Source organism: Streptomyces sp. NPDC005181, from assembly GCF_040608395.1.
Classification (GTDB): domain Bacteria; phylum Actinomycetota; class Actinomycetes; order Streptomycetales; family Streptomycetaceae; genus Streptomyces.
Window position 1 is genome coordinate 41868 of the sequence record NZ_JBEXID010000006.1, and the last position, 20808, is coordinate 62675.

Annotated in this window: 22 protein-coding genes and 4 pseudogenes; 15 read left to right on the plus strand and 11 right to left on the minus strand. The window is 70.5% G+C overall.

Translation table 11 applies throughout. The features are described 5' to 3' along the window. The first annotated feature begins 238 nt into the window (after nucleotides 1-238). The 3 genes from ABZV38_RS06145 to ABZV38_RS06155 are packed head-to-tail and all read left to right on the plus strand — an operon-like array spanning nucleotide 239 to nucleotide 2926. Complete coding sequence (locus tag ABZV38_RS06145; protein WP_356325045.1) at nucleotides 239-1195, plus strand: ABC transporter substrate-binding protein; 957 nt, start codon at nucleotides 239-241, stop codon at nucleotides 1193-1195. A 40-nt stretch (nucleotides 1196-1235) separates the two neighbouring features. After that, nucleotides 1236-2162: an amino acid ABC transporter permease gene (locus tag ABZV38_RS06150; RefSeq protein ID WP_356325301.1), complete on the plus strand. Its 927-nt coding sequence runs from the start codon at nucleotides 1236-1238 to the stop codon at nucleotides 2160-2162. 11 nt (nucleotides 2163-2173) lie between these two features. Further along, nucleotides 2174-2926 carry an amino acid ABC transporter ATP-binding protein gene (locus ABZV38_RS06155; protein ID WP_356325303.1) on the plus strand — a complete coding sequence of 251 codons (753 nt, stop codon included), beginning with the start codon at nucleotides 2174-2176 and terminating at the stop codon, nucleotides 2924-2926. A gap of 96 nt (nucleotides 2927-3022) precedes the next feature. Here the strand turns inward: ABZV38_RS06155 and ABZV38_RS06160 are convergent. Continuing rightward, nucleotides 3023-3220, minus strand: a pseudogene (locus tag ABZV38_RS06160) (SAM-dependent methyltransferase); the annotation flags it as partial. A gap of 93 nt (nucleotides 3221-3313) precedes the next feature. Here ABZV38_RS06160 and ABZV38_RS06165 point away from each other — a divergent pair. Then, entirely contained in the window at nucleotides 3314-3943 is a 630-nt protein-coding gene (locus ABZV38_RS06165; RefSeq protein ID WP_356325047.1) for a CGNR zinc finger domain-containing protein, read from the plus strand. Here the strand turns inward: ABZV38_RS06165 and sodX are convergent. Then, nucleotides 3847-4293, minus strand: a complete 447-nt coding sequence (gene sodX / locus ABZV38_RS06170; RefSeq protein WP_356325049.1) for a nickel-type superoxide dismutase maturation protease — start codon at nucleotides 4291-4293, stop codon at nucleotides 3847-3849. The genes ABZV38_RS06165 and sodX overlap by 97 nt on opposite strands. Nucleotides 4294-4471: 178 nt before the next feature. Here sodX and sodN point away from each other — a divergent pair, with 178 nt between their 5' ends. Both sodN and ABZV38_RS06180 read left to right on the plus strand, forming a co-directional pair. Beyond that, on the plus strand, nucleotides 4472-4867 hold the full coding sequence (gene sodN, locus ABZV38_RS06175; RefSeq protein WP_277328315.1) for a superoxide dismutase, Ni: 396 nt from the start codon (nucleotides 4472-4474) through the stop codon (nucleotides 4865-4867). A gap of 120 nt (nucleotides 4868-4987) precedes the next feature. After that, nucleotides 4988-5173 (plus strand): annotated as a pseudogene (locus tag ABZV38_RS06180) (TetR/AcrR family transcriptional regulator C-terminal ligand-binding domain-containing protein); the annotation flags it as partial. Nucleotides 5174-5227: 54 nt separating this feature from the next. Here the strand turns inward: ABZV38_RS06180 and ABZV38_RS06185 are convergent. The 4 genes and pseudogenes from ABZV38_RS06185 to ABZV38_RS06200 form a co-directional block, all read right to left on the minus strand. Next, the gene (locus ABZV38_RS06185; protein ID WP_356325052.1) at nucleotides 5228-5845 is read right to left on the minus strand and encodes an amino acid transporter; all 618 of its coding nucleotides are present in this window, start codon (nucleotides 5843-5845) and stop codon (nucleotides 5228-5230) included. Nucleotides 5846-5930: 85 nt separating this feature from the next. Then, entirely contained in the window at nucleotides 5931-6878 is a 948-nt protein-coding gene (locus ABZV38_RS06190; protein WP_356325054.1) for an NAD(P)H-binding protein, read from the minus strand. Further along, nucleotides 6875-7240, minus strand: coding sequence for a DUF952 domain-containing protein (locus ABZV38_RS06195; protein WP_356325056.1), 366 nt, complete (start codon nucleotides 7238-7240; stop codon nucleotides 6875-6877). The genes ABZV38_RS06190 and ABZV38_RS06195 overlap by 4 nt, the downstream gene beginning before the upstream one ends. 148 nt (nucleotides 7241-7388) lie before the next feature. Continuing rightward, nucleotides 7389-8392 (minus strand): annotated as a pseudogene (locus ABZV38_RS06200) (NAD-dependent epimerase/dehydratase family protein). A gap of 186 nt (nucleotides 8393-8578) precedes the next feature. Between ABZV38_RS06200 and ABZV38_RS06205 the strand changes: the two are divergent. Both ABZV38_RS06205 and ABZV38_RS06210 read left to right on the plus strand, forming a co-directional pair. Beyond that, nucleotides 8579-8709: pseudogene (locus ABZV38_RS06205) on the plus strand (snapalysin family zinc-dependent metalloprotease); the annotation flags it as partial. A gap of 199 nt (nucleotides 8710-8908) precedes the next feature. Next, complete coding sequence (locus tag ABZV38_RS06210) at nucleotides 8909-9364, plus strand: group II truncated hemoglobin (RefSeq protein ID WP_356325058.1); 456 nt, start codon at nucleotides 8909-8911, stop codon at nucleotides 9362-9364. A gap of 117 nt (nucleotides 9365-9481) precedes the next feature. Here ABZV38_RS06210 and ABZV38_RS06215 read toward each other — a convergent pair whose 3' ends face one another. The 4 genes from ABZV38_RS06215 to ABZV38_RS06230 form a co-directional block, all read right to left on the minus strand. After that, nucleotides 9482-10153 carry a DUF6304 family protein gene (locus ABZV38_RS06215; RefSeq protein WP_356325060.1) on the minus strand — a complete coding sequence of 224 codons (672 nt, stop codon included), beginning with the start codon at nucleotides 10151-10153 and terminating at the stop codon, nucleotides 9482-9484. 83 nt (nucleotides 10154-10236) lie between these two features. Continuing rightward, nucleotides 10237-10833, minus strand: coding sequence for a GNAT family N-acetyltransferase (locus tag ABZV38_RS06220; protein WP_356325062.1), 597 nt, complete (start codon nucleotides 10831-10833; stop codon nucleotides 10237-10239). A gap of 161 nt (nucleotides 10834-10994) precedes the next feature. Next, nucleotides 10995-12041, minus strand: coding sequence for a family 2 encapsulin nanocompartment cargo protein polyprenyl transferase (locus tag ABZV38_RS06225; RefSeq protein ID WP_356325064.1), 1047 nt, complete (start codon nucleotides 12039-12041; stop codon nucleotides 10995-10997). A gap of 279 nt (nucleotides 12042-12320) precedes the next feature. After that, complete coding sequence (locus ABZV38_RS06230) at nucleotides 12321-13727, minus strand: family 2B encapsulin nanocompartment shell protein (protein ID WP_356325066.1); 1407 nt, start codon at nucleotides 13725-13727, stop codon at nucleotides 12321-12323. Nucleotides 13728-13904: 177 nt separating this feature from the next. Between ABZV38_RS06230 and ABZV38_RS06235 the strand changes: the two genes are divergently transcribed. From ABZV38_RS06235 to ABZV38_RS06250, 4 genes are all read left to right on the plus strand, one after another. Then, entirely contained in the window at nucleotides 13905-14351 is a 447-nt protein-coding gene (locus tag ABZV38_RS06235; RefSeq protein ID WP_356325068.1) for an Rrf2 family transcriptional regulator, read from the plus strand. 85 nt (nucleotides 14352-14436) lie between these two features. After that, a complete protein-coding gene (locus ABZV38_RS06240; RefSeq protein ID WP_356325070.1) occupies nucleotides 14437-15633 on the plus strand; it encodes a globin domain-containing protein in 1197 nt (398 codons plus the stop codon). A 139-nt stretch (nucleotides 15634-15772) separates the two neighbouring features. Continuing rightward, on the plus strand, nucleotides 15773-16363 hold the full coding sequence (locus ABZV38_RS06245) for an N-acetylmuramoyl-L-alanine amidase (protein WP_356325072.1): 591 nt from the start codon (nucleotides 15773-15775) through the stop codon (nucleotides 16361-16363). A 60-nt stretch (nucleotides 16364-16423) separates the two neighbouring features. Next, the gene (locus ABZV38_RS06250) at nucleotides 16424-17341 is read left to right on the plus strand and encodes a pyridoxal-phosphate dependent enzyme (protein WP_356325075.1); all 918 of its coding nucleotides are present in this window, start codon (nucleotides 16424-16426) and stop codon (nucleotides 17339-17341) included. On the opposite strand, the gene ABZV38_RS06255 is transcribed toward ABZV38_RS06250, so the two are convergent. After that, on the minus strand, nucleotides 17308-18918 hold the full coding sequence (locus tag ABZV38_RS06255) for a Na+/H+ antiporter (RefSeq protein ID WP_356325077.1): 1611 nt from the start codon (nucleotides 18916-18918) through the stop codon (nucleotides 17308-17310). The genes ABZV38_RS06250 and ABZV38_RS06255 overlap by 34 nt on opposite strands. 35 nt (nucleotides 18919-18953) lie before the next feature. Here ABZV38_RS06255 and ABZV38_RS06260 point away from each other — a divergent pair, with 35 nt between their 5' ends. The 3 genes from ABZV38_RS06260 (at nucleotide 18954) to ABZV38_RS06270 (ending at nucleotide 20804) form a co-directional block, all read left to right on the plus strand. Further along, on the plus strand, nucleotides 18954-19214 hold the full coding sequence (locus tag ABZV38_RS06260; protein ID WP_356325079.1) for a UBP-type zinc finger domain-containing protein: 261 nt from the start codon (nucleotides 18954-18956) through the stop codon (nucleotides 19212-19214). A gap of 232 nt (nucleotides 19215-19446) precedes the next feature. Further along, complete coding sequence (locus tag ABZV38_RS06265; RefSeq protein ID WP_030915678.1) at nucleotides 19447-19860, plus strand: anti-sigma regulatory factor; 414 nt, start codon at nucleotides 19447-19449, stop codon at nucleotides 19858-19860. A gap of 23 nt (nucleotides 19861-19883) precedes the next feature. Beyond that, on the plus strand, nucleotides 19884-20804 hold the full coding sequence (locus ABZV38_RS06270; RefSeq protein WP_356325305.1) for an RNA polymerase sigma factor SigF: 921 nt from the start codon (nucleotides 19884-19886) through the stop codon (nucleotides 20802-20804). Nucleotides 20805-20808: the final 4 nt, after the last annotated feature.

Here is a 20808-nt window from a genome sequence, read left to right on the forward strand (position 1 = left end):
TGTGAGACGCGCCGAAGATTCTCCGGCCGGAAGAGGGAAACCCCAGAGAAGGTCCGGTCTTGGTGTACCGGCCTCTTGAGGTTCGGGGATCGCCCGTTACCCGATTTTGACATGACTGGCACCCTGGATGGGCTAGTCCGAATGGCAAGATGCCCCTAATCACACGAGGCGGCGACATCCGACGATGTGTGCCATACCGCCTGGCAACTCCACCCACACCTGCCGGAGGAACCCGATCATGACCGCACGCACCACTCGTCGTACGACCGCAAAGTCCCGGATTGCTGCGGTCGGCGCCATCGCGGTCGCCGGCACCATGCTGCTGACCGCCTGCGGCGACCAGACGAACTCGGGCGCCACGAAGACGGAGGGCGGCACCAAGAGCACCGCTCCGCTCTTCGACAAGCTGCCTGCGGACATCCAGAAGGCCGGTGTCATCAAGGTCGGCACGGACGCCACGTACGCTCCGATGGAGTTCAAGCAGGGCGACAAGATCGTCGGCGTCGACCCCGACATCGCCGCGGCCCTCGGCAAGCAGCTCGGTGTGAAGATCGAGTTCACCTCGGGAACGTTCGACACCCTGCTCGGCGCTCTGCCCACCGGCCGCTACAACGCCGTCATGTCCGCCATGAGCGACACCAAGGCCCGCCAGGAGGGTCTGGACGACAAGGGCAAGAAGACCGGCACCGGTGTCGACTTCGTCGACTACTTCACCGCCAGCACTGGCATCCTGGTCAAGAAGGGCAACCCGGAAGGCATCAAGTCGGTCGAGGACCTCTGCGGCAAGAAGCTCGCTGTCCAGCGCGGCACGACGTACGAGCAGGCCGCCAAGGACCTGTCGGCCAAGTGCGCCAAGGACGGCAAGACGAAGATCTCCATCGAGGCCTTCTCCAGCGACGCCGAGGCCCAGACCCGCGTCAAGTCCGGTGGCGCTGTCGCCGACCTGAACGACTCCCCGGTCGCCGCCTACATCGCCAAGACTGCGGGCGGCGGCAACGACTTCGAGGCCGTCGCCAACAAGTCGGACGCCGGACCGTTCGGTATCGCGGTGGACAAGAAGAACACGCAGCTCCGCGACGCCCTCAAGACCGCCCTGGACGCGATCATCGCCGACGGGACCTACAAGGCCGCTCTCGACAAGTGGGGCGCCGCCGACGGTGCCATCACCGCAGCTGCCGTCAACGGCGGCAAGTGAACCACGCACCGGCTGAAGGGCAGTCGTTGTGAACGACAAGATCGACAAGGTTCCGTCCGGGGCGGCCCCCACCCCGGACCTGATCACCCCTGTGGCCAACAAGGCGATCCCGGTGCGTCATGTCGGGCGCTGGATCAGCGGGCTGGTCGTGGTCGCCGTCCTTACGGCCCTCGGGTACGCCTTCTCGCAGGGCAATGTGCGCTGGGCGACCGTGCCGGAGAAGCTGTTCGACTCCAGCATCCTCACCGGCCTGTGGCACACCGTCCTGATCAGCGTGGCCTCCATGGTCCTGGGCCTGGTGCTCGGTGTGGTCTTCGCTGTGATGCGGCTGTCCAAGAACCCGGTGACCGGCTGGGTGGCCTGGCTGTACATCTGGTTCTTCCGCGGCACTCCGGTCTATGTGCAGCTGCTGATCTGGTTCAACCTCGCCCTGATCTTCCCGATCTTCGACATCGGGTTCTACCGGGACGAGATGACCGATGTCATGACCCCCTTCCTGGCCGCCCTGCTGGGGCTCGGCCTCAATGAGGGCGCGTACATGGCGGAGATCGTCCGGGCCGGCATCCAGTCCGTCGACGAGGGCCAGACCGAGGCGTCCCACGCACTGGGCATGACGCAGGCGAAGACCATGCGGCGAGTGGTGCTCCCGCAGGCGATGCGGGTGATCATCCCGCCGACGGGCAACGAGTTCATCAACATGCTCAAGACCTCGTCGCTGGTCGTGGCCGTGCAGTACCAGGATCTGCTGCGCAGCGCACAGGACATCGCGTCCACCTCGTTCGCGGTGATGGAGATGCTCTTTGTCGCCTCGATCTGGTACCTGGCCCTGACCAGCGTGTTCAGCGTCGGCCAGTACTACCTGGAGCGCCGTTACGCCCGCGGGGCACTGCGCTCCCTGCCGCCCACCCCGCTGCAGCGTCTGCGGGCCAACCTGAACATGCTCCGCCGTTCGGAGGTGGCCAAGTGACCACGCACGCCATGGTGAAGGCCGAGGGCGTCCACAAGTCCTTCGGCGCCGCGCACATTCTCAAGGGCATCGACCTGGAGGTCGCCCCGCGAGAGGTCTTCTGCCTGATCGGCCCGTCCGGTTCCGGCAAGTCGACCTTCCTGCGGTGCATCAACCACCTGGAGAAGATCAACGCCGGGCGGCTCTCCGTCGACGGGCATCTGGTGGGCTACCGCCAGAAGGGCGACAAGCTCTACGAGCTCAAGGACAGCGAGGTCGCCCTGAAGCGCCGGGACATCGGCATGGTCTTCCAGCGCTTCAACCTGTTCCCGCACATGACGGCCATCGAGAACGTCATGGAGGCACCCGTCCAGGTCAAGGGCGAGGCGAAGGCCGTGGCCCGGGCCCGCGCGGAGCGGCTCCTGGACCGGGTCGGCCTGGGCGACAAGGCGAAGAACTACCCGTCGCAGCTCTCCGGCGGCCAGCAGCAGCGGGTGGCCATCGCCCGTGCCCTGGCCATGGAGCCGAAGCTGATGCTCTTCGACGAGCCGACGTCTGCGCTCGACCCGGAGCTGGTCGGCGAGGTCCTGGACGTCATGCGCGGTCTCGCGGAGGACGGCATGACGATGATCGTCGTGACCCATGAGATGGGCTTCGCCCGTGAGGTCGGCGATGCGCTGGTCTTCATGGACGACGGCGTGGTGGTCGAGTCGGGCCACCCGCGTGACGTACTGACCAACCCGCAGCACGACCGGACGAAGTCGTTCCTGTCGAAGGTGCTGTAGCGGTACGGGCATGACGAGAGGGCGGTACGGACGTGAGGTCCGTACCGCCCTTCTTCGTACCTGCTACCTCTTCAGCAGCTCCGGACTGAGCATCAACCGCTTGAGGAGCCGGTCCGTAATATTTCCCGTACCGCACGCGAGGTCGAGCACCCGTGGTTCGGGCCCCACCACGGCCTCGACCATGTCGATCATCACTCGGAACCGCTCCTCGCGGTCGGGCATGTACCACTCCTGCTGCCGGTCCCAGCTCTCCTGCCAGGCCTGCCAGTCGGTGCCTGCTGCCGTCTCCGTCACAAGAATCCCTCCAATGTAATACCCTTAAACCGCAACCGCCCATTACTCCGATCGCCGTACGATGACCCTGGACCGACCCAGTAAGGACTACAAGTGGAACTGGCCTATTACTCGGACTACGCGGTGCGCCTGGTCAACACCGAGGAGCCGGTCCGCAACAAGGACGTCCTCACCTCCGTCGAGGCGGTCCGCGACCTGTTCGGCGCCAACGGGCAGGCCGCGCGGCGCGCCACCGATGCGGACGTGACCCGCTTCCGGTCGGTACGGGCACGGCTGCGCGCCGTCTTCGAAGCGGCCGACAGCGGCGACGAGACACTCGCCGTCGACCTGCTGAACTCGCTGCTGCTGGAGTTCCCGGTCAGCCCGCAGATCTCCGGCCACGACACACGTGACGATGACGGCAAGCCGGACTGGCACATGCACCTGGCCGACCACCCGTCGAACGCGACGGCCGGATACACCGCCATCGCGGCGATGGGGCTCGCCTTCCACCTCACGTCGTACGGCGTGGACCGGCTCGGCCTGTGCGAGGCGGCGCCGTGCCGCAACGCCTATCTCGACACCTCGACCAACCGGTCCCGCCGCTACTGCTCGGACCGCTGCGCGACCCGCGCCAACGTGGCCGCCTACCGGGCCCGCAAACGCCTGGAGGCGGAGCGCACGGCCGACACCGGCCGCAGCGCGGTCACCGCCCAGCCCAGCAGCCCGAGCGCCGAGCGCTGATCCTTCCTCAGCGGCCGGTAGCGGACCCGGACTCTGGCCAGCACCAGCTCCTCGGGCACCGTCCCGTAATCCGTGCTGTCCCCGCCCGCGAACGCATTGTCGCCCAGCACCCACCAGCCACCCGCTCGGCGCTCGGCGGCCCGTTTGACGACCAACAGGTCCTGCTGGAACGGATGGCGCAGAATCACCACATCACCCGGGCGCACCGGCGCCCCGTACTGCACCAGCAGCCAGTCCCCGTGGTGGAGCGTGGGCACCATCGAAGGCCCCGTCACCTCCACCACCTGGAACGACACTCGCGCCGCCAGCCCGTGCGCGGGCTCCTGTGTCAGCTCCGGCCCCTCCGGCATTTCCGGCACCTCCCCGGTCCGTTCAGTACACCGTCCCGCATACCGTTCCGTACATTCGGCCACTGGTCCCATCCTCACCCTGGACTTTTGGCCTAAGCCCATGGGGGCACCCACAAAAACGCGTCCCTCACGGAGTAATGTCCCACCTGAGAAGACGATCACGAGGAAGGACAGCTCAATGCTTTCCCGCCTGTTTGCCCCCAAGGTGAAGGTCAGCGCCCACTGCGACCTGCCCTGCGGCGTGTACGACCCGGCCCAGGCCCGCATCGAGGCGGAGTCCGTCAAGGCCGTCCAGGAGAAGTTCCAGGCCAACGAGGACCCGCACTTCCGGGCCCGCGCGGTGGTCATCAAGGAGCAGCGCGCCGAGCTCGCGAAGCACCACGTCTCGGTGCTGTGGAGCGACTACTTCAAGCCCCCGCACTTCGAGAAGTACCCGGAGCTGCACCAGCTGGTCAACGACGCCCTGAAGGCGCTGTCGGCCGCGAAGGCCTCCACCGACCCGGCGACGGGCCAGAAGGCGCTGGACTACATCGCCGAGATCGACAAGATCTTCTGGGAGACCAAGAAGGCCTGATCGCCGCTTCCGAGCGGTTCGACCTGCCACGCAGGCCGAGGCAGCGAACAGAAGGGCCCAACCGGTCTTGCCGGTCGGGCCCTTCTGCAATGCGCAGACCGCTCGGGAGACAGGATCAGGGGGTGCGCCTCTCTCTCCTGAGGAACGTGCCCGCGAGGCACGGACCCCGGCGAAGTGATCCGCGCCGTCTCGGCACCGCTCTACTACCGCCTGCTGGCCGGCGGCGGCCCGCTCGACATGGCGGCGGCCGACCGCGCGGCCGAGGCGGCGGCCGCGGCGGCACGGGCGGGGGTGTACGTGAGGTGAGGCCCCGCATGACGCGGTGCGCGGTGCGCGGTGCGCGTCAGTCAGGGGCCGTCGTCACCGGTACCTGCGCAGACGTGCCGCCCAGGGGTGGTCGGCGCCGTACGCCAGAGTGAGGGTCTCGGTCAGCCAGGCACGCTGGTCGGCGGTCAGGACCGGCAGCGCCGTCGTGAAGTCCTCTTCGTCCTTGGGACGCCGGGACTTCGCCTTGTACAGGAGCTGCACCTGCAGGGCCAGGTACGGGATGCCGTCCTCCGAGACCCGGCCCAGCCGGTCGAGCGGGAGGCGGATGCGGGTGTCGCGGCGGAAGGCCCAGTCGGTGCCGTCCGCCTCGTCGAGCATGAGCTGGATGCGCCAGGGCTCGTCGGGGCCCGGCCGGCACCAGATGTCGTGGACCGCGTGCGGGAGGATCTCGCCGGCGAGCCACGGGCGCAGGGTGCCGGGCGGGTCGGCGGCCCACCACTCCCAGCCGGCCAGCACCTGCTGGGCAGTGAGCTGGTCACGGCGGAGCAGCATGACGTCGATGTCGGCGTGGTCCCGGTAGGCGTGACCGACAGCCAGCTCGACCGCGTAGCCGCCTGCGATCCACCAGGGGGTGCGCAGGGAGGCGAAGCGGCGGGCGACCTCGGCGAGCGGGGCCGGGTCCCAGGGACCCCAGGGGGATTCCGTGCGCACGGCTGTCGTTCCGTCCCTTCGGTCCGGTCGGACCGCCGGCCCTTTCGCCGACGGTCCCTTGGTCATCGGTCGCGCCGTCGGAGGGTCAGCCGGTCCTCAGCAGGTGGCGGTAACTGTCCGGATTCTCGCCGAGGTATGCGGCGAGGCTCTTCGCCGGGCGGCCGGTCAGGCGCGTCACCGCGTCCGACACCGTGGACATCTCGCCGGTGGCGATGGCCTCGTACGACGTCACCCAGCCGGCGACCTCCCACTCCTCGGCACCGTACTGCGCCCGTGAGGCGTAGGCCTCCTCCCGGGTCTCCGGGCGGTAGGTGATGGTGCGTCCGGTGGCCCGGCTCAGTTCCTCGGCCGCTTCGGCGAGGCTGAACCCCTCGGGTCCGGTGAGGTCGTACGTCACCCCGTCGTGGCGGGTGTCGTCGCTCTCGGTGTCGGCCAGCAGGACGGCTGTAGCCGCGTCCGCGATGTCGTCGTGCGCCACCGCCGCCACCCGGCCGTCGCCGGCCGGGCCGCGCAGCACCCCGTCGGCCCCGGTCATCGCTGGGATACCCGCGAGGTACCAGCTGTCGCGCAGGAAGGTGTGGCGCACACCGGAGACACGGATGTGCGCCTCGGTGTGCCAGTGGTCGCGGCCGAAGGTGAACGTGGCGTCCGGCGCGGCGCCGAGGAAGGACACGTACACGATGCGTTCGACATGGGCGGCGACCGCCGCGTCCACGGCGGTGGTGTGCTCGAGTACCCGGTGCGGGCTCTCGTGCGCCGACACGAGGAACAGGGTGTGCGCCCCGGCGAGGGCCCGGCGCATCGCCTCCCCGTCACCGTAGGCGGCGGGCGGTGCGGCGACCGCACCGGGCAGGTCCGGCAGCCGGGACGGGTCGCGGCCGAGGAGACGTACGGGGACACCGGCGCGCGCGAGCCGCTGTGCGACACGGCCGCCGACCGCGCCGCTCGCCCCGGTCACCGCGATGATCGGGGCGTCCCTGACGGCGGTGAAGTCTCCGGGGTTCGTGTGGTTCGTGGGGGGTGTGGTGTTCATGCGGGGTTGCCTTCCTTGCGCAGCCAGGGACGCACGTCCACGACCGCGTCCACCGGGACGGGTCCGTAGATGTGCGGGAACTCCTCGCCGCCCGGCGCGAGGGCCTCGTACCGCACGGGTACGGAGAGCCGTGCGGGGTCGATGACGAGTACCACCAGCTCCACCGGGCCCTCGGCGCCGGCCGGGGCTCCGGAGCCGTACAGCAGCTCGGCCACGCCCGGGAGCTGGTGGGGCAACGAGCAGTGGATGAAGCCCTCTTCGTGCAGAGTGCGGCCGCGGGTGGACATCTCGTACGTCCCGGTCCCGCGGGCCGCCTCCCACAGGGGGCCTTCGGTGAGGTGCAGCAGCAGTTCTTCGACCATGGGGCCCAAACTAGGGGATTTCCGGCCGCCGGCGTGGTCGCCGATCCGGTCGCGAGCAGCGCCGCCGCGATCCCGCCGATGACATGTCACGCCGGATGGAGCCGGACGGGCCCCGACGCGTGCCCCGCCGGCCCGCCTCCCCGCGCCCCTACTCCGTCAGCAGCTTCGCCTCGGTCTCGGGGTCGAGCCCCACCACGGGGCGGTCCGGCCGCTGCGGTGCCACGCCGCCCAGCTCACCCAGCCAGTTCCAGGTGTCGGTGACCGTCTCCCCGATCGGCCGGCAACGCAGCCCGGCCGCGTATGCCTTGCTGACGTCGCCGCGGTGCATGGTGTCGTGCAGCTCGCCCGGCGGCAGCCAGACCGGCAGGTCGCTCCATGGCTCGACGCCCGCGCCGCGAGGATCTTCTCGGTGGCCGTCCAGCGCAGCACGGCGTCGGAGCCGGTGGCGCGCACACAGGCGTCCAGCAGCTCACCCATGGTGGTGTGCCCCGGTCGGCTGACCAGGTTGTACGGTCCGTGCAGGCCCCGCTCCGCCGCGTCCAGCAGCCAGTTCGCCAGGTCGCGGGCGTCGATGTACTGGAGCGGGGTGTCCGGTGTACCCGGGGCCACCACGAGTCCACCGCGGGCGATCCGCTGCAGCCACCACGGCAGCCTGCCGATGTTCTCCCACGGGCCGAGGATCAGTCCGGCGCGGGCCAGCAGGGCGCGGTCGCCGAAGGCGTCGAGCGCGGCCAGTTCGCCACCGCGTTTGGCCAACGGGTACGAGACCTCCGCCCCGGCGTCCGGCGAGGCGCCGGCCACCAGCGGGCCGTCCTCGGGCAGTCCGGCCGGAGCCGGGTACGCGTACACCGAACGGCTGGAGACGTACACGTACCGCCCGGCCCGGTCCGCCAGCAGCCGGGCCGCGTCCCGCACCGCCGAGGGCGCGCCGCTCCAGGTGTCGACGACCAGGTCCCAGCCGCCCTCCCCCGTGGCGGCGGCGAGCGCCGCGAGGCCGTCGGCGGTGGTGCGGTCGCCGAACAGCTCGGCGGTGCCCGGCGGGGGTGCGTGGTGTCCGCGGTGGAACACCGTGACCTGCCAGTCCCGTGCGAGCGCCGCCTCGGTGACGGCGCGCCCGACGAATTCCGTACCGCCCAGGATCAGGAGTCTCATGGGCCGACTCTGCCCGCGGGCAGGGCGGTTGGGAACAGCTCCTCGCTCTGGGCGGAATCGGCCGCTCTGGTGGCCGCGGTATGCCTCACAGGCCTCCGAGGGTGCGCCGCGGACTCATGGCGTGCGCCCGGGCCTCACGGCGTGCGCGCGAGCGGGCTCCGATGGCGCAGCAGCCACCTGGTGGCCTCGGGGCCGTGCAGTGAGCTGGTGTCGGGCGGCGGCCCCGCCCGTCCTGCACCAACCCGTACCCGGACGCGAACGAGCGCAGCCAGGTCAACTACCTGTGGCAGTCCGGCTTCGCGGCCACCCTGCATTGATCGGTGCCACCCCTCCCCGATGCTGCAAGGGGCCACTCCGCGCCTCGGGGTGGCCCCTTGCGGCACGGGATCACGGCGGGCCGAACCCGTGCCCCCGCTTGGTCCGCCGGCAGCGAACGGTCCCGGCGTGGCCGCCCCCCTGATGGATGCTGGGCCCAGCGGCCCGGGGAGGTCCGGGTCCGGCCAGGGAGGTAGCCGCGTGAGCGAGCGTCCGGAAACGCTGTACAAGGCCATCGGTGGTATCGACGTACTGCGCCGGCTGAGCACCACCTTCTACGACAAGGCGCTGGCGGATCCGCTGCTCGCCCCCGTGTTCGCGGACTTCACTCCGGCCCATGTCGAACATGTCGCCGTGTGGCTGGCCGAGATCTTCGACGGGCCCTCCGACTACACCGGGAAGCTCGGCGGCCATCAGTTCCTGTTGCGCTCCCATCTGGGGCTGTGGATCACCGAGCCGCAGCGGCTGCGCTGGATGGAGCTGATGACAGCCGCGGTCGACAAGGAGCTGCCGGACGACGATCTGCTGCGCCGCCGTGTGCGGGAGTACTTCGACTGGGGCACCAGGATCGCGCGCGACGTCTCGGCGTCCCCGGCCGGTGCGGACCTCGGCGATCCGGGGCCGACGCCGCGCTGGGGCTGGGAGGGCCTGCGCTGACGACGGGCGGCGCGCGCATGACCGGTGCGCGCCGACGCCCGGCGCGTATGACGGTTACGCGCTGCCGAGTTCGGTACGGACCAGCACCAGCAGCTCGTCCTGGGTGTCTCCGGGCCCTCAGGCGAGTTCGAGCGGGAACGCGCCCCGGTGACCGGTGCCCGCGCCCTCCGCCGGGCGGGCCTCGAACTCGCGGCAGCTCCAGATCTCCTGGACGAACCCGGTCCGCCGGTCCCACAGATCGAGCACATCGTCCTCCCCCGCCGCCCCGCGGTACGCGTCCTTGGCACCCCGGAAGCAGGCAAGGCCGCCGGAGAGTCCGCGGTCGGACGTCGCCGGGAAGTAGTCAGAGAACGCGCAGGCGATGCACGTCTGCAGACGGACTCCGGGCGGGAGGGACCGCTGGATCATGGCGAGCGCGGTGGCGAAGTCGCACTCGGCCCGGCGCGACCCGTAGACCGCGCCGCCGAAGTGCAGCTCCAGGTGGAGATCGGCGTCCGGGCGGCGCAGCGACAACAGGCAGCCGAGCGTGGCCTGGTGGACCGTACCGTCCGCGACGACCGGAAGCGGCAGGTCCCACTCCAGCACGCAGTCGGTGAGCGCGCCGTCCGCCAGGGCGAACATTCCGCTCTCCGGCGGCATGCCGGCCACCGGAGCGAGGTCGTCGAAGCTTTCGCCCTCGAAATCGACGCCTCTGATCCGGATGCGGAGTTGCTGTCCATCGGTGGTGAGGATGACGGCCTCGGAACCTTGCCGGTCCCGGTACCACCCTGCCCATGACTCGTCTGTCATGGGCACGGACTGTAGCCCGTGCCCATCGCCGTCCCCCGGCCGCCCTCCACTTCGCCGCCGCGGGCGTCGCGGGCTCCGTGACCTCAGCCGATCTGCGGGTCCCGCCACATGGGCCACATCGACGGACCGTCCGGGAGTTCGACGGCCGTGCCCATGAAGGTGAAGCCCAGCCGTTCGTAGAGCCGGCGGCTGCGCGCGCTGCTCGCCTCCAGATAGGCGGCGACGCCGTCGCGGTCGCAGCGCTCCAGCACATCGGCGATCAGGGCCGCACCGATCCCCTCCCCCTGCCGGTCCGGGGACACCCCGATCATGAGCAGATACTCATGGGCCCGGTCGTGCGGGTGGATCGCGCCCGTGAGTCTCCCCACCAGCTCGGCCCGCTCGTTGTCGGGGTCCGCGGTCGCCCGCATCAGGGCGGGGGTGGTGTCCTCCTCCGTGGGTGCGCCCGCGGGCACGGGCAGCCACAGAGCCACGGCAGTGCCGTCCTCCAGCAGGTCGATACGACCTTCGGCGAGCGTGACGTCGACGAAGACGCCGAGGAACTTTCCGTGCACGGCCCGACGGTGGGTCTCGTCGGGGAAGACCCAGCCGCTGACCGGGTCGTGGTGGAACGCCTCGTCCAGGAGTCGTACGACCTGCTCCCGGTCCGCCGCGTCCGCCTGCCGTATCCGTACGCCCATGTCCGGCTCCCGCTCTCGCTCGCACCACCTCAACCGACGTACAAGATCTTAGAGTTGATGCGGTACGGGTCCGGCGGGAGCCGGTCGCTCCTCCTTCCCTCCTCTCCTGTCTCAGCGCGTCCTGCGGGTGACGGCCACTTCGCTTCTCCTCCTCTCCTCGCTCAGTGGGTCCGGCGGGTGACGAACTCCGCCAGGGTCAGCAGATCGCCCGCCGCCGCCAGGTCGGGCACCGCCCGGGACAGATGGTGGACCGCGCGGGCCATCCGGTCCGCCGCGCCGACCTGCGCCCAGTCCCGGCCGCCGGCCCGGTCGACCGCGTCCGCGGCGCGGCTCACCTCGCCGGGTGTGCGCAGGGAACCCCGGTAGAGCGCGGCGAGTTCGGCCGCCGCCGGGGTGTGGGAGGTCAGCGCGGCAACCACCGGCAGGGACTTCTTGTGGGCGGTCAGATCCGCCCCGACCGGCTTCCCGGTCTGCACCGGATCCCCCCAGATGCCGATCAGATCGTCGATGAGCTGGAAGGCGAGGCCCGCCTCCCGGCCGAAGCCGTCCATCGCGCCGACCGACCGCTCGTCCACGCCGGCGTACAACGCACCGAGCGCGCAGGCGCAGCCGAGGAGGGCGCCGGTCTTGGCGGTGGCCATGGCGAGACACTCGTCGAGCGAGACCTCGTCGGGGCCGCGCTCCTCGAAGGAGCAGTCGGCCTGCTGTCCCGCGCACAGCTCGATGACGCAGTTCGCGAGCCGGGTCGAGGCGCGCGCGGACGCCGGGCGGGTGTCCTCGGCGAGCAGCCGGTGGGCCAGGGCGAGCATGGCGTCGCCCGCGATGACGGCGGCCGGGATGCCGAACACCGTCCAGGCCGTGGGCCGGTGCCTGCGGGTCCGGTCCTCGTCGATGACGTCGTCGTGCAGGAGGCTGAAGTTGTGGACCAGCTCCACGGCGACGGCTGCCCGTACCGCATGCTCCGCGTCGCCGCCCACCGCACGGGTCGCGGCGAGGACGAGCGCGGGCCTGATCGCCTTGCCGGCCTGCCCTGCGGTGGCAGTACCGTCGGCGTGCTGCCAGCCGAAGTGGTACATCGCGACACGCCGGATGGACCCGGGCAGCGATTCGACCGCGGCCCGCAGGTGCGGATCGACGAGGCTCCGGGTGCGCTCCAGGAGTGCCACGGCCTCGTGGCCCTCGGTGGTGGCGGTGTCCGTACTGATCATGGTCACAGTCGCTCCCTTGGGTCACCCAGGTCCGGCGCAACCCGGCCGGGGACGTGGGTGGTGCGGTGAGTGGGTGGTTTCCATGGGCAGCCACAGGTCGACCCGGCCCATGGGCCGCCCCGATCGGAGCGATCCAGGCGCCCGTCCGAGCGAACCGGGCCGGGCCGCCGGTTCCGGGCCCGGGGGCGGAGCGAACCGCCCCGGGGTGCCCCGGATCGGCGGCCTCGGGACCGAGCGTGGCGGGGGACCCGGACGGTGCCGGTCCGGGTCCCGCGGACCTCAGCGCCAGCGGCTGACCTCGACGTTCTCCAGGACCCCGATGGCATCCGGCACCAGCACCGCCGCCGAGTAGTAGGCCGTCACCAGGTAGGAGATGATCGCCTGCTCGTCGATGCCCATGAAGCGGACCGAGAGGCTCGGCTCGATCTCGTCGGGGATGCCCGTCTGCTGGAGCCCGATGACCCCTTGCTCGGCCTCGCCGGTTCGCATGCAGATGATCGACGTGGTGCGGGCGTCGGTGACCGGGATCTTGTTGGACGGGAAGATCGGCACACCGCGCCAGGCGGGCACATGGTGGCCGCCGATCTCCACGCTCTCCGGCACCAGCCCGCGCCTGCTGCACTCGCGGCCGAACGCGGCGATGGCCCGCGGGTGGGCGAGGAACAGCTTCGATCCGCGGCGGCGCGACAGCAGTTCGTCCATGTCGTCGGGGCTGGGCACCCCGTCGTGCGGCTGGAGGCGCTGGTCGTAGTCGCAGTTGTTGAGCAGACCGAACTCCCGGTTGTTGATGAGCTCGTGCTCCTGGCGCTCACGGAGCGCCTCGACCGTGAGCCGCAGCTGCTGCTCGGTCTGGTTCATCGGCTGGTTGTAGAGGTCGGCGACCCGGCTGTGGACCTTCAGCACGGTCTGGGCGACGCTCAACTCGTACTCACGGGGGGCCGATTCGTAGTCGACGAACGTGTGCGGGACGACGGCCTCGCCGACATGGCCGGCGGAGAGGTCGATCTCCGCCTCGCCGTACTTGTTGGTGCGCTGGTGCGGGATGTTGAGCAGCCCGGCGAGATGCGCGCGGAGCTCGTCCGCCCGCTCGGCGAGGTTGAGCACATCCGCCCGCCTCAGCGTGAGCACGGTGCACGCGGTGACGGCTCGGGCCGTGTACTCCCAGACCGCGTCGCCCTCGATCAGGGAGTGGTCGCCGAAGTACGCCCCGTCGGCGTGCACCCCGAGCACCGCCTCGTCGCCGTAGGGACCGGTGCCGACCTTCTCGACCTTGCCGTGCGCCAGCAGGAAGACGCGGTCCGCCGGCTCGCCGGAGGCGGCGATCACCTGCCCCGCGGCGATCTCGCGCTGCTCGCACCGCCGGGCCAGCTCGGCGAGCACCTCCTCGTCGCCGAAGTCCCGCAGGGCGGGCAGTTCGCCGAGCTCCGCGGGGATCACCGTGACCCGGTCGCCGGTCTGCACGAACGTCACCCGGCCGTCTCCGACCGAGTAGCTCAGCCGGCGGTTCACCCGGTATGTGCCGCCCTGCACCTGCACCCATGGAAGCATGCGCAGCAGCCACCGCGAGGTGATCTCCTGCATCTGCGGAGCGGACTTGGTGGTCGTCGCGAGGTTCCGCGCAGCTGCCGTGCCCAGACTCTGCTGCGACGGTGCCTGCGTGTTCTGAACCTCTTCACCAACGGACATCTGACGTCCTCTCGATCATCGGCTGACCTGCGAGAAGAAGCCTTTCAGCGTGGGGACGCAGCACGCTATTACACAAAAGAGTGTGACTAATCGGGCTTTGGGCTGGGCACGACGCTCCCCGATGTCCGCGGACTCATTAATTTGCATCCTCGATGCAAGTTATCTAGCTTTACGGTCATGCGGCTGACGAGATTCACCGACGTGGCGCTGCGCGTACTGATGCGCCTCGCCGTCGTAGAGAACGAGGATCCGCCGACCACCCGGGAGGTGGCGGCGACCATGCAGGTGCCGTACACCCACACCGCGAAGGTGGTCGCCCGGCTCCAGCACCTCGGCCTGATCGAGGCGCGCCGCGGCCGCGGCGGCGGGCTCACCCTGACCGGATCCGGCCGGTCCGCATCGATCGGCGGACTCGTCCGCGAGCTCGAAGGCCCCGGCGATGTCGTCGAGTGCGAGGGCGCCACCCCCTGCCCGCTGCGCTCGGCCTGCCGGCTGCGCAGCGCCCTGCACCGGGCACAGGAGGCCTTCTACGCCTCGCTCGACCCGATCACCGTCGCCGAACTCGTCACCTCCCCCACCGGCCCCCTGCTGATCGGCATCAGCAGCAGCCGTCCCGCCGACTGAATCCCCGCCCGGCCCAACCCGGCCTCACCTCTGTCCAAAAATACGCATCTCACATACCAATTAAATCCCCTGAGGAGTCCGCCCCATGCTTTCCGAGCCGTCGACCGCCGCCGTCCGTGCCACCCTCCCCGCCGTCGGCGCAGCCATCGGGGACATCGCCGATCTCTTCTACCGCAAGCTCTTCGACGCCCACCCCGAGCTGCTGCGCGACCTCTTCAACCGCGGCAACCAGGCCTCCGGCACACAGCGCCAGGCCCTCGCCGGGTCCATCGCCGCCTTCGCGGCCCAGCTGGTCGAGCACCCGGACACCCGTCCCGACGTGATGCTCAGCCGTATCGCCCACAAGCACGCCTCGCTCGGCGTGACCGCCGCACAGTACGAGGTGGTGCACACCCATCTCTTCGCCGCCATCGCCGAGGTGCTCGGCGACGCGGTCACGCCCGAGGTCGCGGCCGCCTGGGACGAGGTCTACTGGCTGATGGCCAACGCCCTGATCGCCATCGAGGGCCGGCTCTACGCCCAGCAGGGCCTCGTCGCCGGTGACGTCTGGCGCGAGTGGGAGGTGGTCGCGAGGATCGAGGAGAACGACGACGTCGCCACCTTCCAGCTGCGCCCGGCCGACGACGCGCCGGCCCCCGCCTTCCGGCCCGGCCAGTACGTCTCCGTGCAGGTGGAACTGCCCGACGGGGCCCGGCAGATACGGCAGTACAGCCTTTCCGGTGGTCCCGGTTCCCGGCTGCACTCGATCACCGTCAAGCGGGTGCGCGGCGGCGGTTCGCCCGACGGCGAGGTCTCGGCGCACCTGCACGCCGCCATCCGGGCCGGTGACCTGCTGCGCGTCTCCGCCCCGTACGGCGATCTGGTCCTCGACGCCGTCGACGCCCCGCTGCTGCTCGCCTCCGCGGGCATCGGATGCACCCCGATGCTGTCGATGCTGGAGCATCTCGCGGCGACCGGCCACCGGGCCCCGGTCACCGTCGTGCACGGCGACCGCTCCCCCGCCGACCACGCCCTGCGCACCGACCATGCGCAGTTCACCGCCAAACTCCCGGACGCCGCAGCGCACTTCTGGTACGAGAACCCGGAGCCCGGTCACCCGGCCGACCGCACCGGCCTGGTCGATCTGGGCAGCATCCCGGTCCGGCCCGGCACGCATGCGTACCTCTGCGGTCCGCTGCCCTTCATGCGGGCCGTGCGCACCCAACTGCTGGCCAAAGGTGTCCCGGCGGCCGACATCCACTACGAGGTGTTCGGCCCCGACCTGTGGCTCGCCCAGGGCTGAACCGCGGCAGGTGCTCGCGGAATTGACCGGATCGGCTCGCACACCGCCCGAACAAAGGGCCCGGGAATGCCCCGGAGCCCGGCGCTCCGGTACAAGCGCTCCAAGGATTCGATCCACCCACGCGCATAAGGAGTCGGCCATGTCCTCACCCATGTCCGCGAGCACCTTCCTCGACGCCCTGATGAACGAAGGACTCACCGTCGTCCAGGTCGGCGACTGGAGGACGCACAACCGCAATCACAAAGGCCCCTGGGGCCCCGTGCACGGGGTGATGATCCACCACACGGTCACCAGCGGCACCGCGGCCACCGTCCGGATCTGCCGCGCCGGCCACCCGGAGCTGCCCGGCCCGCTGTGCCACGGCGTGATCGCCAAGGACGGCCGGGTCCACCTGGTCGGCCACGGCCGCACCAACCACGCCGGCCTCGGCGACGACGACGTCCTGCGCGCCGTCGTCGCCGAGAAGCGCCTCCCGTCCGACAACGAGGCCAACACCGACGGGAACAGGCACTTCTACGGCTTCGAGTGCGAGAACCTCGGCGACGGCAAGGACCCCTGGCCCGAGGCCCAGCTCGAAGCCGTCGAGAGGGCCGCCGCGGCAATCTGCCGCCATCACGGCTGGACGTCCCGCTCGGTCATCGGCCACAAGGAGTGGCAGCCCGGCAAGGTCGATCCGTGCGGCTTCACGATGGAGTCCATGCGCGCCCGGATCCACGACCGCCTGAAGTAGCCGCACGCACGCCACCAGGGCGGCGGGGGGCCGGCCGGCAGACCGGGCGACAATGGGCGCATGCCCTGCGACCCACTCGACCTCTCCCGGCTGCAGCCGGTGCTTCCGTCACCCCTGCAACCGGTCGAGGACGAGCGCTTCGCCCGGCACGGCGTACGGCTGCTGCTCAAACGCGACGACCTGATCCACCCGGATCTGCCGGGCAACAAGTGGCGCAAACTCGCCCCCAACGTGGCGGCCGCCGCCGGGCGCACCGTGCTGACCTTCGGCGGCGCCTACTCCAATCATCTGCGCGCCACCGCCGCCGCCGGCCGGCTGCTCGGATTCCCCACCGTCGGCGTCGTACGCGGCGAAGAGCTGGCCGGCCGGCCGCTCAACCCGTCGCTGGCACAGTGCGCGAAGGACGGCATGCGCCTGCACTTCGTGGACCGTGCGACGTACCGCGCGAAGACCGATCCAGCGGTCCTGGAGGGGCTGCTGAGCGCCTACGGGGCGCGCAGTGTCGTCCCGGAGGGCGGCAGCAACGCCCTGGCCGCACAGGGCTGCACAGCGCTCGGGCGGGAGCTGCACGGCCAGGCCGATGTCGTCGCGGTGGCCTGCGGCACGGGGGGCACCCTCGCCGGTCTCGCCGCCGGCCTCGCACCCGGGCAGCGGGCACTCGGCATCCAGGTACTGCGCGGCGGCTTCCTGGGGGACGCGGTACGGGAGCTGCAGCGGGAGGCGTTCGGCGGGCCCGCCGGGGTGTGGTCCCTGGACGAACGGTTCGCCTTCGGCGGCTACGCCCGCACCAGCCCGGAGCTGCACGCCTTCGCCGACGACTTCGAGGACCGGCACGGGCTGCCCGTCGAGCGGCTCTATGTCGCCAAACTGCTGTACGGGCTGACCGTGCTGGCCCAGGAGGGCGCGTTCGCCCCGGGAACCAGGCTCGTGGCGGTCGTCACCGGTCAGCCCTGGGGCGCGTCGGACTCCTCGCGGTAGGCCGCCGCCTCCTCCAGGTCCAGCCGTCGCAGCAGGGTCCGCATCATCTCGTCGTCGATCCGCCGCTCGTCCCGCAGCCGTACGAAGACCGTGCGCTCGGCATCGATCATTTCCCCGGCCAGCCGCCGGTAGGTGTCGTCGGCCGACTCCCCGGTCACCGGGTTGGCCGCGCCGAGCCGCTCCCACACGGCGTTGCGGCGGCGCTCCAGGACCGTACGCAGCCGGTCGGTGAGCGGTCCGGGCAGACAGTTGCGCGGATCGGTGAGCAACTCCTCCAGGCGCGCATCGGCAGCCGCGGACGCCTCGCTCTGGGCCTGCGCCTCGGCGAGGGTCTCCGCCTGCACGTCGCGCCCCGGCAGCTTCATGACCCGCACCAGGAGCGGCAGGGTGAGCCCTTGGACGACCAGGGTGCCGATGACGGTCGTGAAGGTCAGGAAGAGCACCAGGTTGCGGGCCGGGAAGTCCTCGCCGTTGGTCATCGCCGTCGGGATCGAGAAAGCGATGGCGAGCGAGACGACGCCGCGCATCCCGGCCCAGCCGACGATCAGGGGCGAGGTCCAGTTGGTCTCGGTCTCGCGCTCCCTGATCCGCTTCGACAGCCACCGCGGCAGGTACGTGGCCGGGTAGACCCAGATGAAGCGGACCACGACGACGGCGAGGAACACCCCTACCGCGTACCAGAGGGCCTCCCCGACGGCATAGGTACCGAGCCCCTTCAGTACGAAGGGCAGCTGCAGTCCGATCAGCGCGAAGACCGCCGACTCCAGGATGAACGCGACCATCTTCCACACGGCCGCCTCCTGGAGCCGGGTGGCGAAGTCGACCTGCCAGGAGCGGTGCCCCAGATAGAGCGCCACGACGACGACGGCAAGCACTCCGGAGGCGTGCACGCGTTCCGCCGCCGCGTACGCCACGAAGGGGATCAGCAGCGACAGGGTGTTCTGCAGCAGGGCTTCCTTGAGGTGCGTGCGGAGCCAGTGCAGCGGCACCATCAGTACCAGACCGACCCCGACACCGCCGCCCGCCGCGACGAGGAACTCGCCGATCCCCGCGCCCCAGCTGATGCCCTCGCCGACGGCGGCGGCCAGCACCACCTTGTAGGCGGTGATCGCCGTCGCGTCGTTCACCAGGGACTCGCCCTGCAGGATCGTCGTGACCCGGCTGGGCAGCCCGACCCGACGGGCGATGGCAGCCGCCGTGACGGCGTCGGGCGGCGCGATGACGGCGCCCAGCACCAGTGCGGCCGTCAGCGGCAGGTCGGGCACCAGCCAGTACGCCAGCCAGCCGACGGCAAAGGTGGCGAAGAGGACGTAGCCGACGGAGAGCAGGGCGATCGGCCGGACATTGGCCCGCAGATCGAGGTACGAACTGTCGACCGCGGCCGTATAGAGCAAGGGCGGCAGCAGCAGCGGCAGCACGATGTGGGCGTCCAGGGTGTACGACGGCACGCCCGGCAGATAGGAGGCGAGCAGCCCCGCGGCGACCAGCAGCAGCGGGGCCGCCACCGGGGTGCGGCGGGCTGCCCCCGCGATGGCCGCACTGGCCGCGACGAGTGCCACCAGCGGCAATACGTCCATGTCACCGTCCTCGCATCCGTCGTAACCTGACAATCATGAGTGAGTGCCTGCACGTTCTCGAACTGCCGCGTCCCGAGCCCGCCCCGCTCAGCGCCACATGTCCCGAATGTCTTGCCGCGGGCACCCACCCCGTGCAACTGCGGCTCTGCCTGGTCTGCGGCCATGTCGGCTGCTGTGATTCGTCGCCTCTGCAGCACGCCACGACTCACTTCAAGGAGACCGGCCATCCGGTCATGCGGAGCTACGAGGTGGGCGAGAGCTGGCGTTGGTGCTTCGAGGACGGTTCGATCGTCTGACGTCTGGGTACGTCAAACCGGCGCCTGTTGTTCGTAATTGACCGCCGCAGACATCTAGCCACTGTGTGTACTCATGGGCTTACCATGAGTGACAGTCATGGGATGGGGTCCCGGCGACACGGCATCATGGATCGCGATAGCGTCGCCGGACCAAGAACCGAAGACGTACCGCATGGCTCCGGGGCACCCTTCCCGGAACCTCGAAAGAGTTTGTGCCACCTTGGAGGTGAGGGTGTCCCAGATCGCAGGCGAGCCCGGGAATCAGGACTTCGTGGAAGTCCGGCTGCCCGCTGCGGGTGCCTACCTGTCGGTGCTGCGTACGGCCACGGCCGGTCTCGCAGCGCGCTTGGACTTCACACTCGACGAGATCGAGGATCTTCGCATCGCGGTCGACGAGGCCTGCGCGATCCTGCTCCAGCAGGCCGTGCCGGGATCCGTCCTCAGCTGCGTCTTCCGGCTGGTCGACGATTCTCTCGAGGTGACGGTAGCGGCCCCGACGACGGACGGCCGGGCCCCCGAGCGCGACACATTCGCCTGGACGGTGCTCTCCGCACTGGCCGGCAAGGTCGACTCCACGGTCGCCGACGACCGTACGGTCAGCATCAGCCTGTACAAACAGCGCGGCGCGGGACCCGGGCCGGCGTGAGCAACGGGAACGGGGACGGTCCTGTGCGGGACGAGACGATCCGACCAGGGGTGGTGCGACCAGCAGGCATCCCGGAGCAGCAGGCCCTGCCCCATCCGGAGGACGGGGCGGACGGGCCGGTGGTCCGTACGGTCGCGGTGGAGCAGGCGGAGCGGGCAGGCCAGATGAGCGAGCACGGACACCACGATCCACACGACCGCAGTGGGGCGCGGGCACTCTTCATCGAGCTTCGGGAACTCCCCGACGGTTCGCCGGAGAAGGCCGAGCTGCGCAACAGGCTGGTGCGGATGCATCTGCCGCTCGTGGAGCATCTGGCCCGCCGGTTCCGCAACCGCGGCGAGCCGCTGGACGATCTGACGCAGGTCGCCACGATCGGCCTGATCAAGTCGGTGGACCGGTTCGACCCGGACCGCGGCGTCGAGTTCTCCACATACGCGACGCCGACCGTCGTGGGCGAGATCAAGCGCCACTTCCGCGACAAGGGCTGGGCGGTCCGGGTGCCGCGCCGGCTGCAGGAGCTGCGGCTCTCGCTCACCACGGCCACCGCGGAGCTCTCCCAGCAGCACGGCCGGTCGCCCACGGTCCATGAGCTGGCGGAGCGGCTGGGTATCTCCGAGGAAGAGGTCCTGGAGGGCCTGGAGTCGGCCAACGCCTACAGCACGCTCTCGCTGGACGTCCCGGACACGGACGACGAGTCCCCGGCCGTCGCGGACACGCTGGGCTCCGAGGACGAGGCGCTGGAGGGCGTCGAGTACCGGGAGTCGCTGAAGCCTCTGCTGGAGGACCTGCCGCCCCGGGAGAAGCGCATCCTGCTGCTCCGGTTCTTCGGCAACATGACGCAGTCGCAGATCGCACAGGAGGTCGGCATCTCCCAGATGCATGTCTCTCGCCTGCTGGCCCGCACGCTGGCACAGCTGCGCGAACGGCTGCTGGTCGAGGAGTAGCGGG

What these genes read in the sequence shown, in the direction of transcription:
- ABZV38_RS06155 (WP_356325303.1), top strand. Translation starts at nt 2,174, where the DNA reads ATGGTGAAGGCCGAGGGCGTCCACAAGTCCTTCGGCGCCGCGCACATT.
- ABZV38_RS06250 (WP_356325075.1), top strand. Translation starts at nt 16,424, where the DNA reads ATGCCCTGCGACCCACTCGACCTCTCCCGGCTGCAGCCGGTGCTTCCG.
- ABZV38_RS06215 (WP_356325060.1), bottom strand. Translation starts at nt 10,153, where the DNA reads ATGACAGACGAGTCATGGGCAGGGTGGTACCGGGACCGGCAAGGTTCC.
- ABZV38_RS06245 (WP_356325072.1), top strand. Translation starts at nt 15,773, where the DNA reads ATGTCCTCACCCATGTCCGCGAGCACCTTCCTCGACGCCCTGATGAAC.
- sodN (WP_277328315.1), top strand. Translation starts at nt 4,472, where the DNA reads ATGCTTTCCCGCCTGTTTGCCCCCAAGGTGAAGGTCAGCGCCCACTGC.
- ABZV38_RS06220 (WP_356325062.1), bottom strand. Translation starts at nt 10,833, where the DNA reads ATGGGCGTACGGATACGGCAGGCGGACGCGGCGGACCGGGAGCAGGTC.
- ABZV38_RS06240 (WP_356325070.1), top strand. Translation starts at nt 14,437, where the DNA reads ATGCTTTCCGAGCCGTCGACCGCCGCCGTCCGTGCCACCCTCCCCGCC.
- ABZV38_RS06195 (WP_356325056.1), bottom strand. Translation starts at nt 7,240, where the DNA reads ATGGTCGAAGAACTGCTGCTGCACCTCACCGAAGGCCCCCTGTGGGAG.
- ABZV38_RS06255 (WP_356325077.1), bottom strand. Translation starts at nt 18,918, where the DNA reads ATGGACGTATTGCCGCTGGTGGCACTCGTCGCGGCCAGTGCGGCCATC.
- sodX (WP_356325049.1), bottom strand. Translation starts at nt 4,293, where the DNA reads ATGCCGGAGGGGCCGGAGCTGACACAGGAGCCCGCGCACGGGCTGGCG.
- ABZV38_RS06235 (WP_356325068.1), top strand. Translation starts at nt 13,905, where the DNA reads ATGCGGCTGACGAGATTCACCGACGTGGCGCTGCGCGTACTGATGCGC.
- ABZV38_RS06145 (WP_356325045.1), top strand. Translation starts at nt 239, where the DNA reads ATGACCGCACGCACCACTCGTCGTACGACCGCAAAGTCCCGGATTGCT.
- ABZV38_RS06225 (WP_356325064.1), bottom strand. Translation starts at nt 12,041, where the DNA reads ATGATCAGTACGGACACCGCCACCACCGAGGGCCACGAGGCCGTGGCA.
- ABZV38_RS06230 (WP_356325066.1), bottom strand. Translation starts at nt 13,727, where the DNA reads ATGTCCGTTGGTGAAGAGGTTCAGAACACGCAGGCACCGTCGCAGCAG.
- ABZV38_RS06260 (WP_356325079.1), top strand. Translation starts at nt 18,954, where the DNA reads ATGAGTGAGTGCCTGCACGTTCTCGAACTGCCGCGTCCCGAGCCCGCC.
- ABZV38_RS06190 (WP_356325054.1), bottom strand. Translation starts at nt 6,878, where the DNA reads ATGAACACCACACCCCCCACGAACCACACGAACCCCGGAGACTTCACC.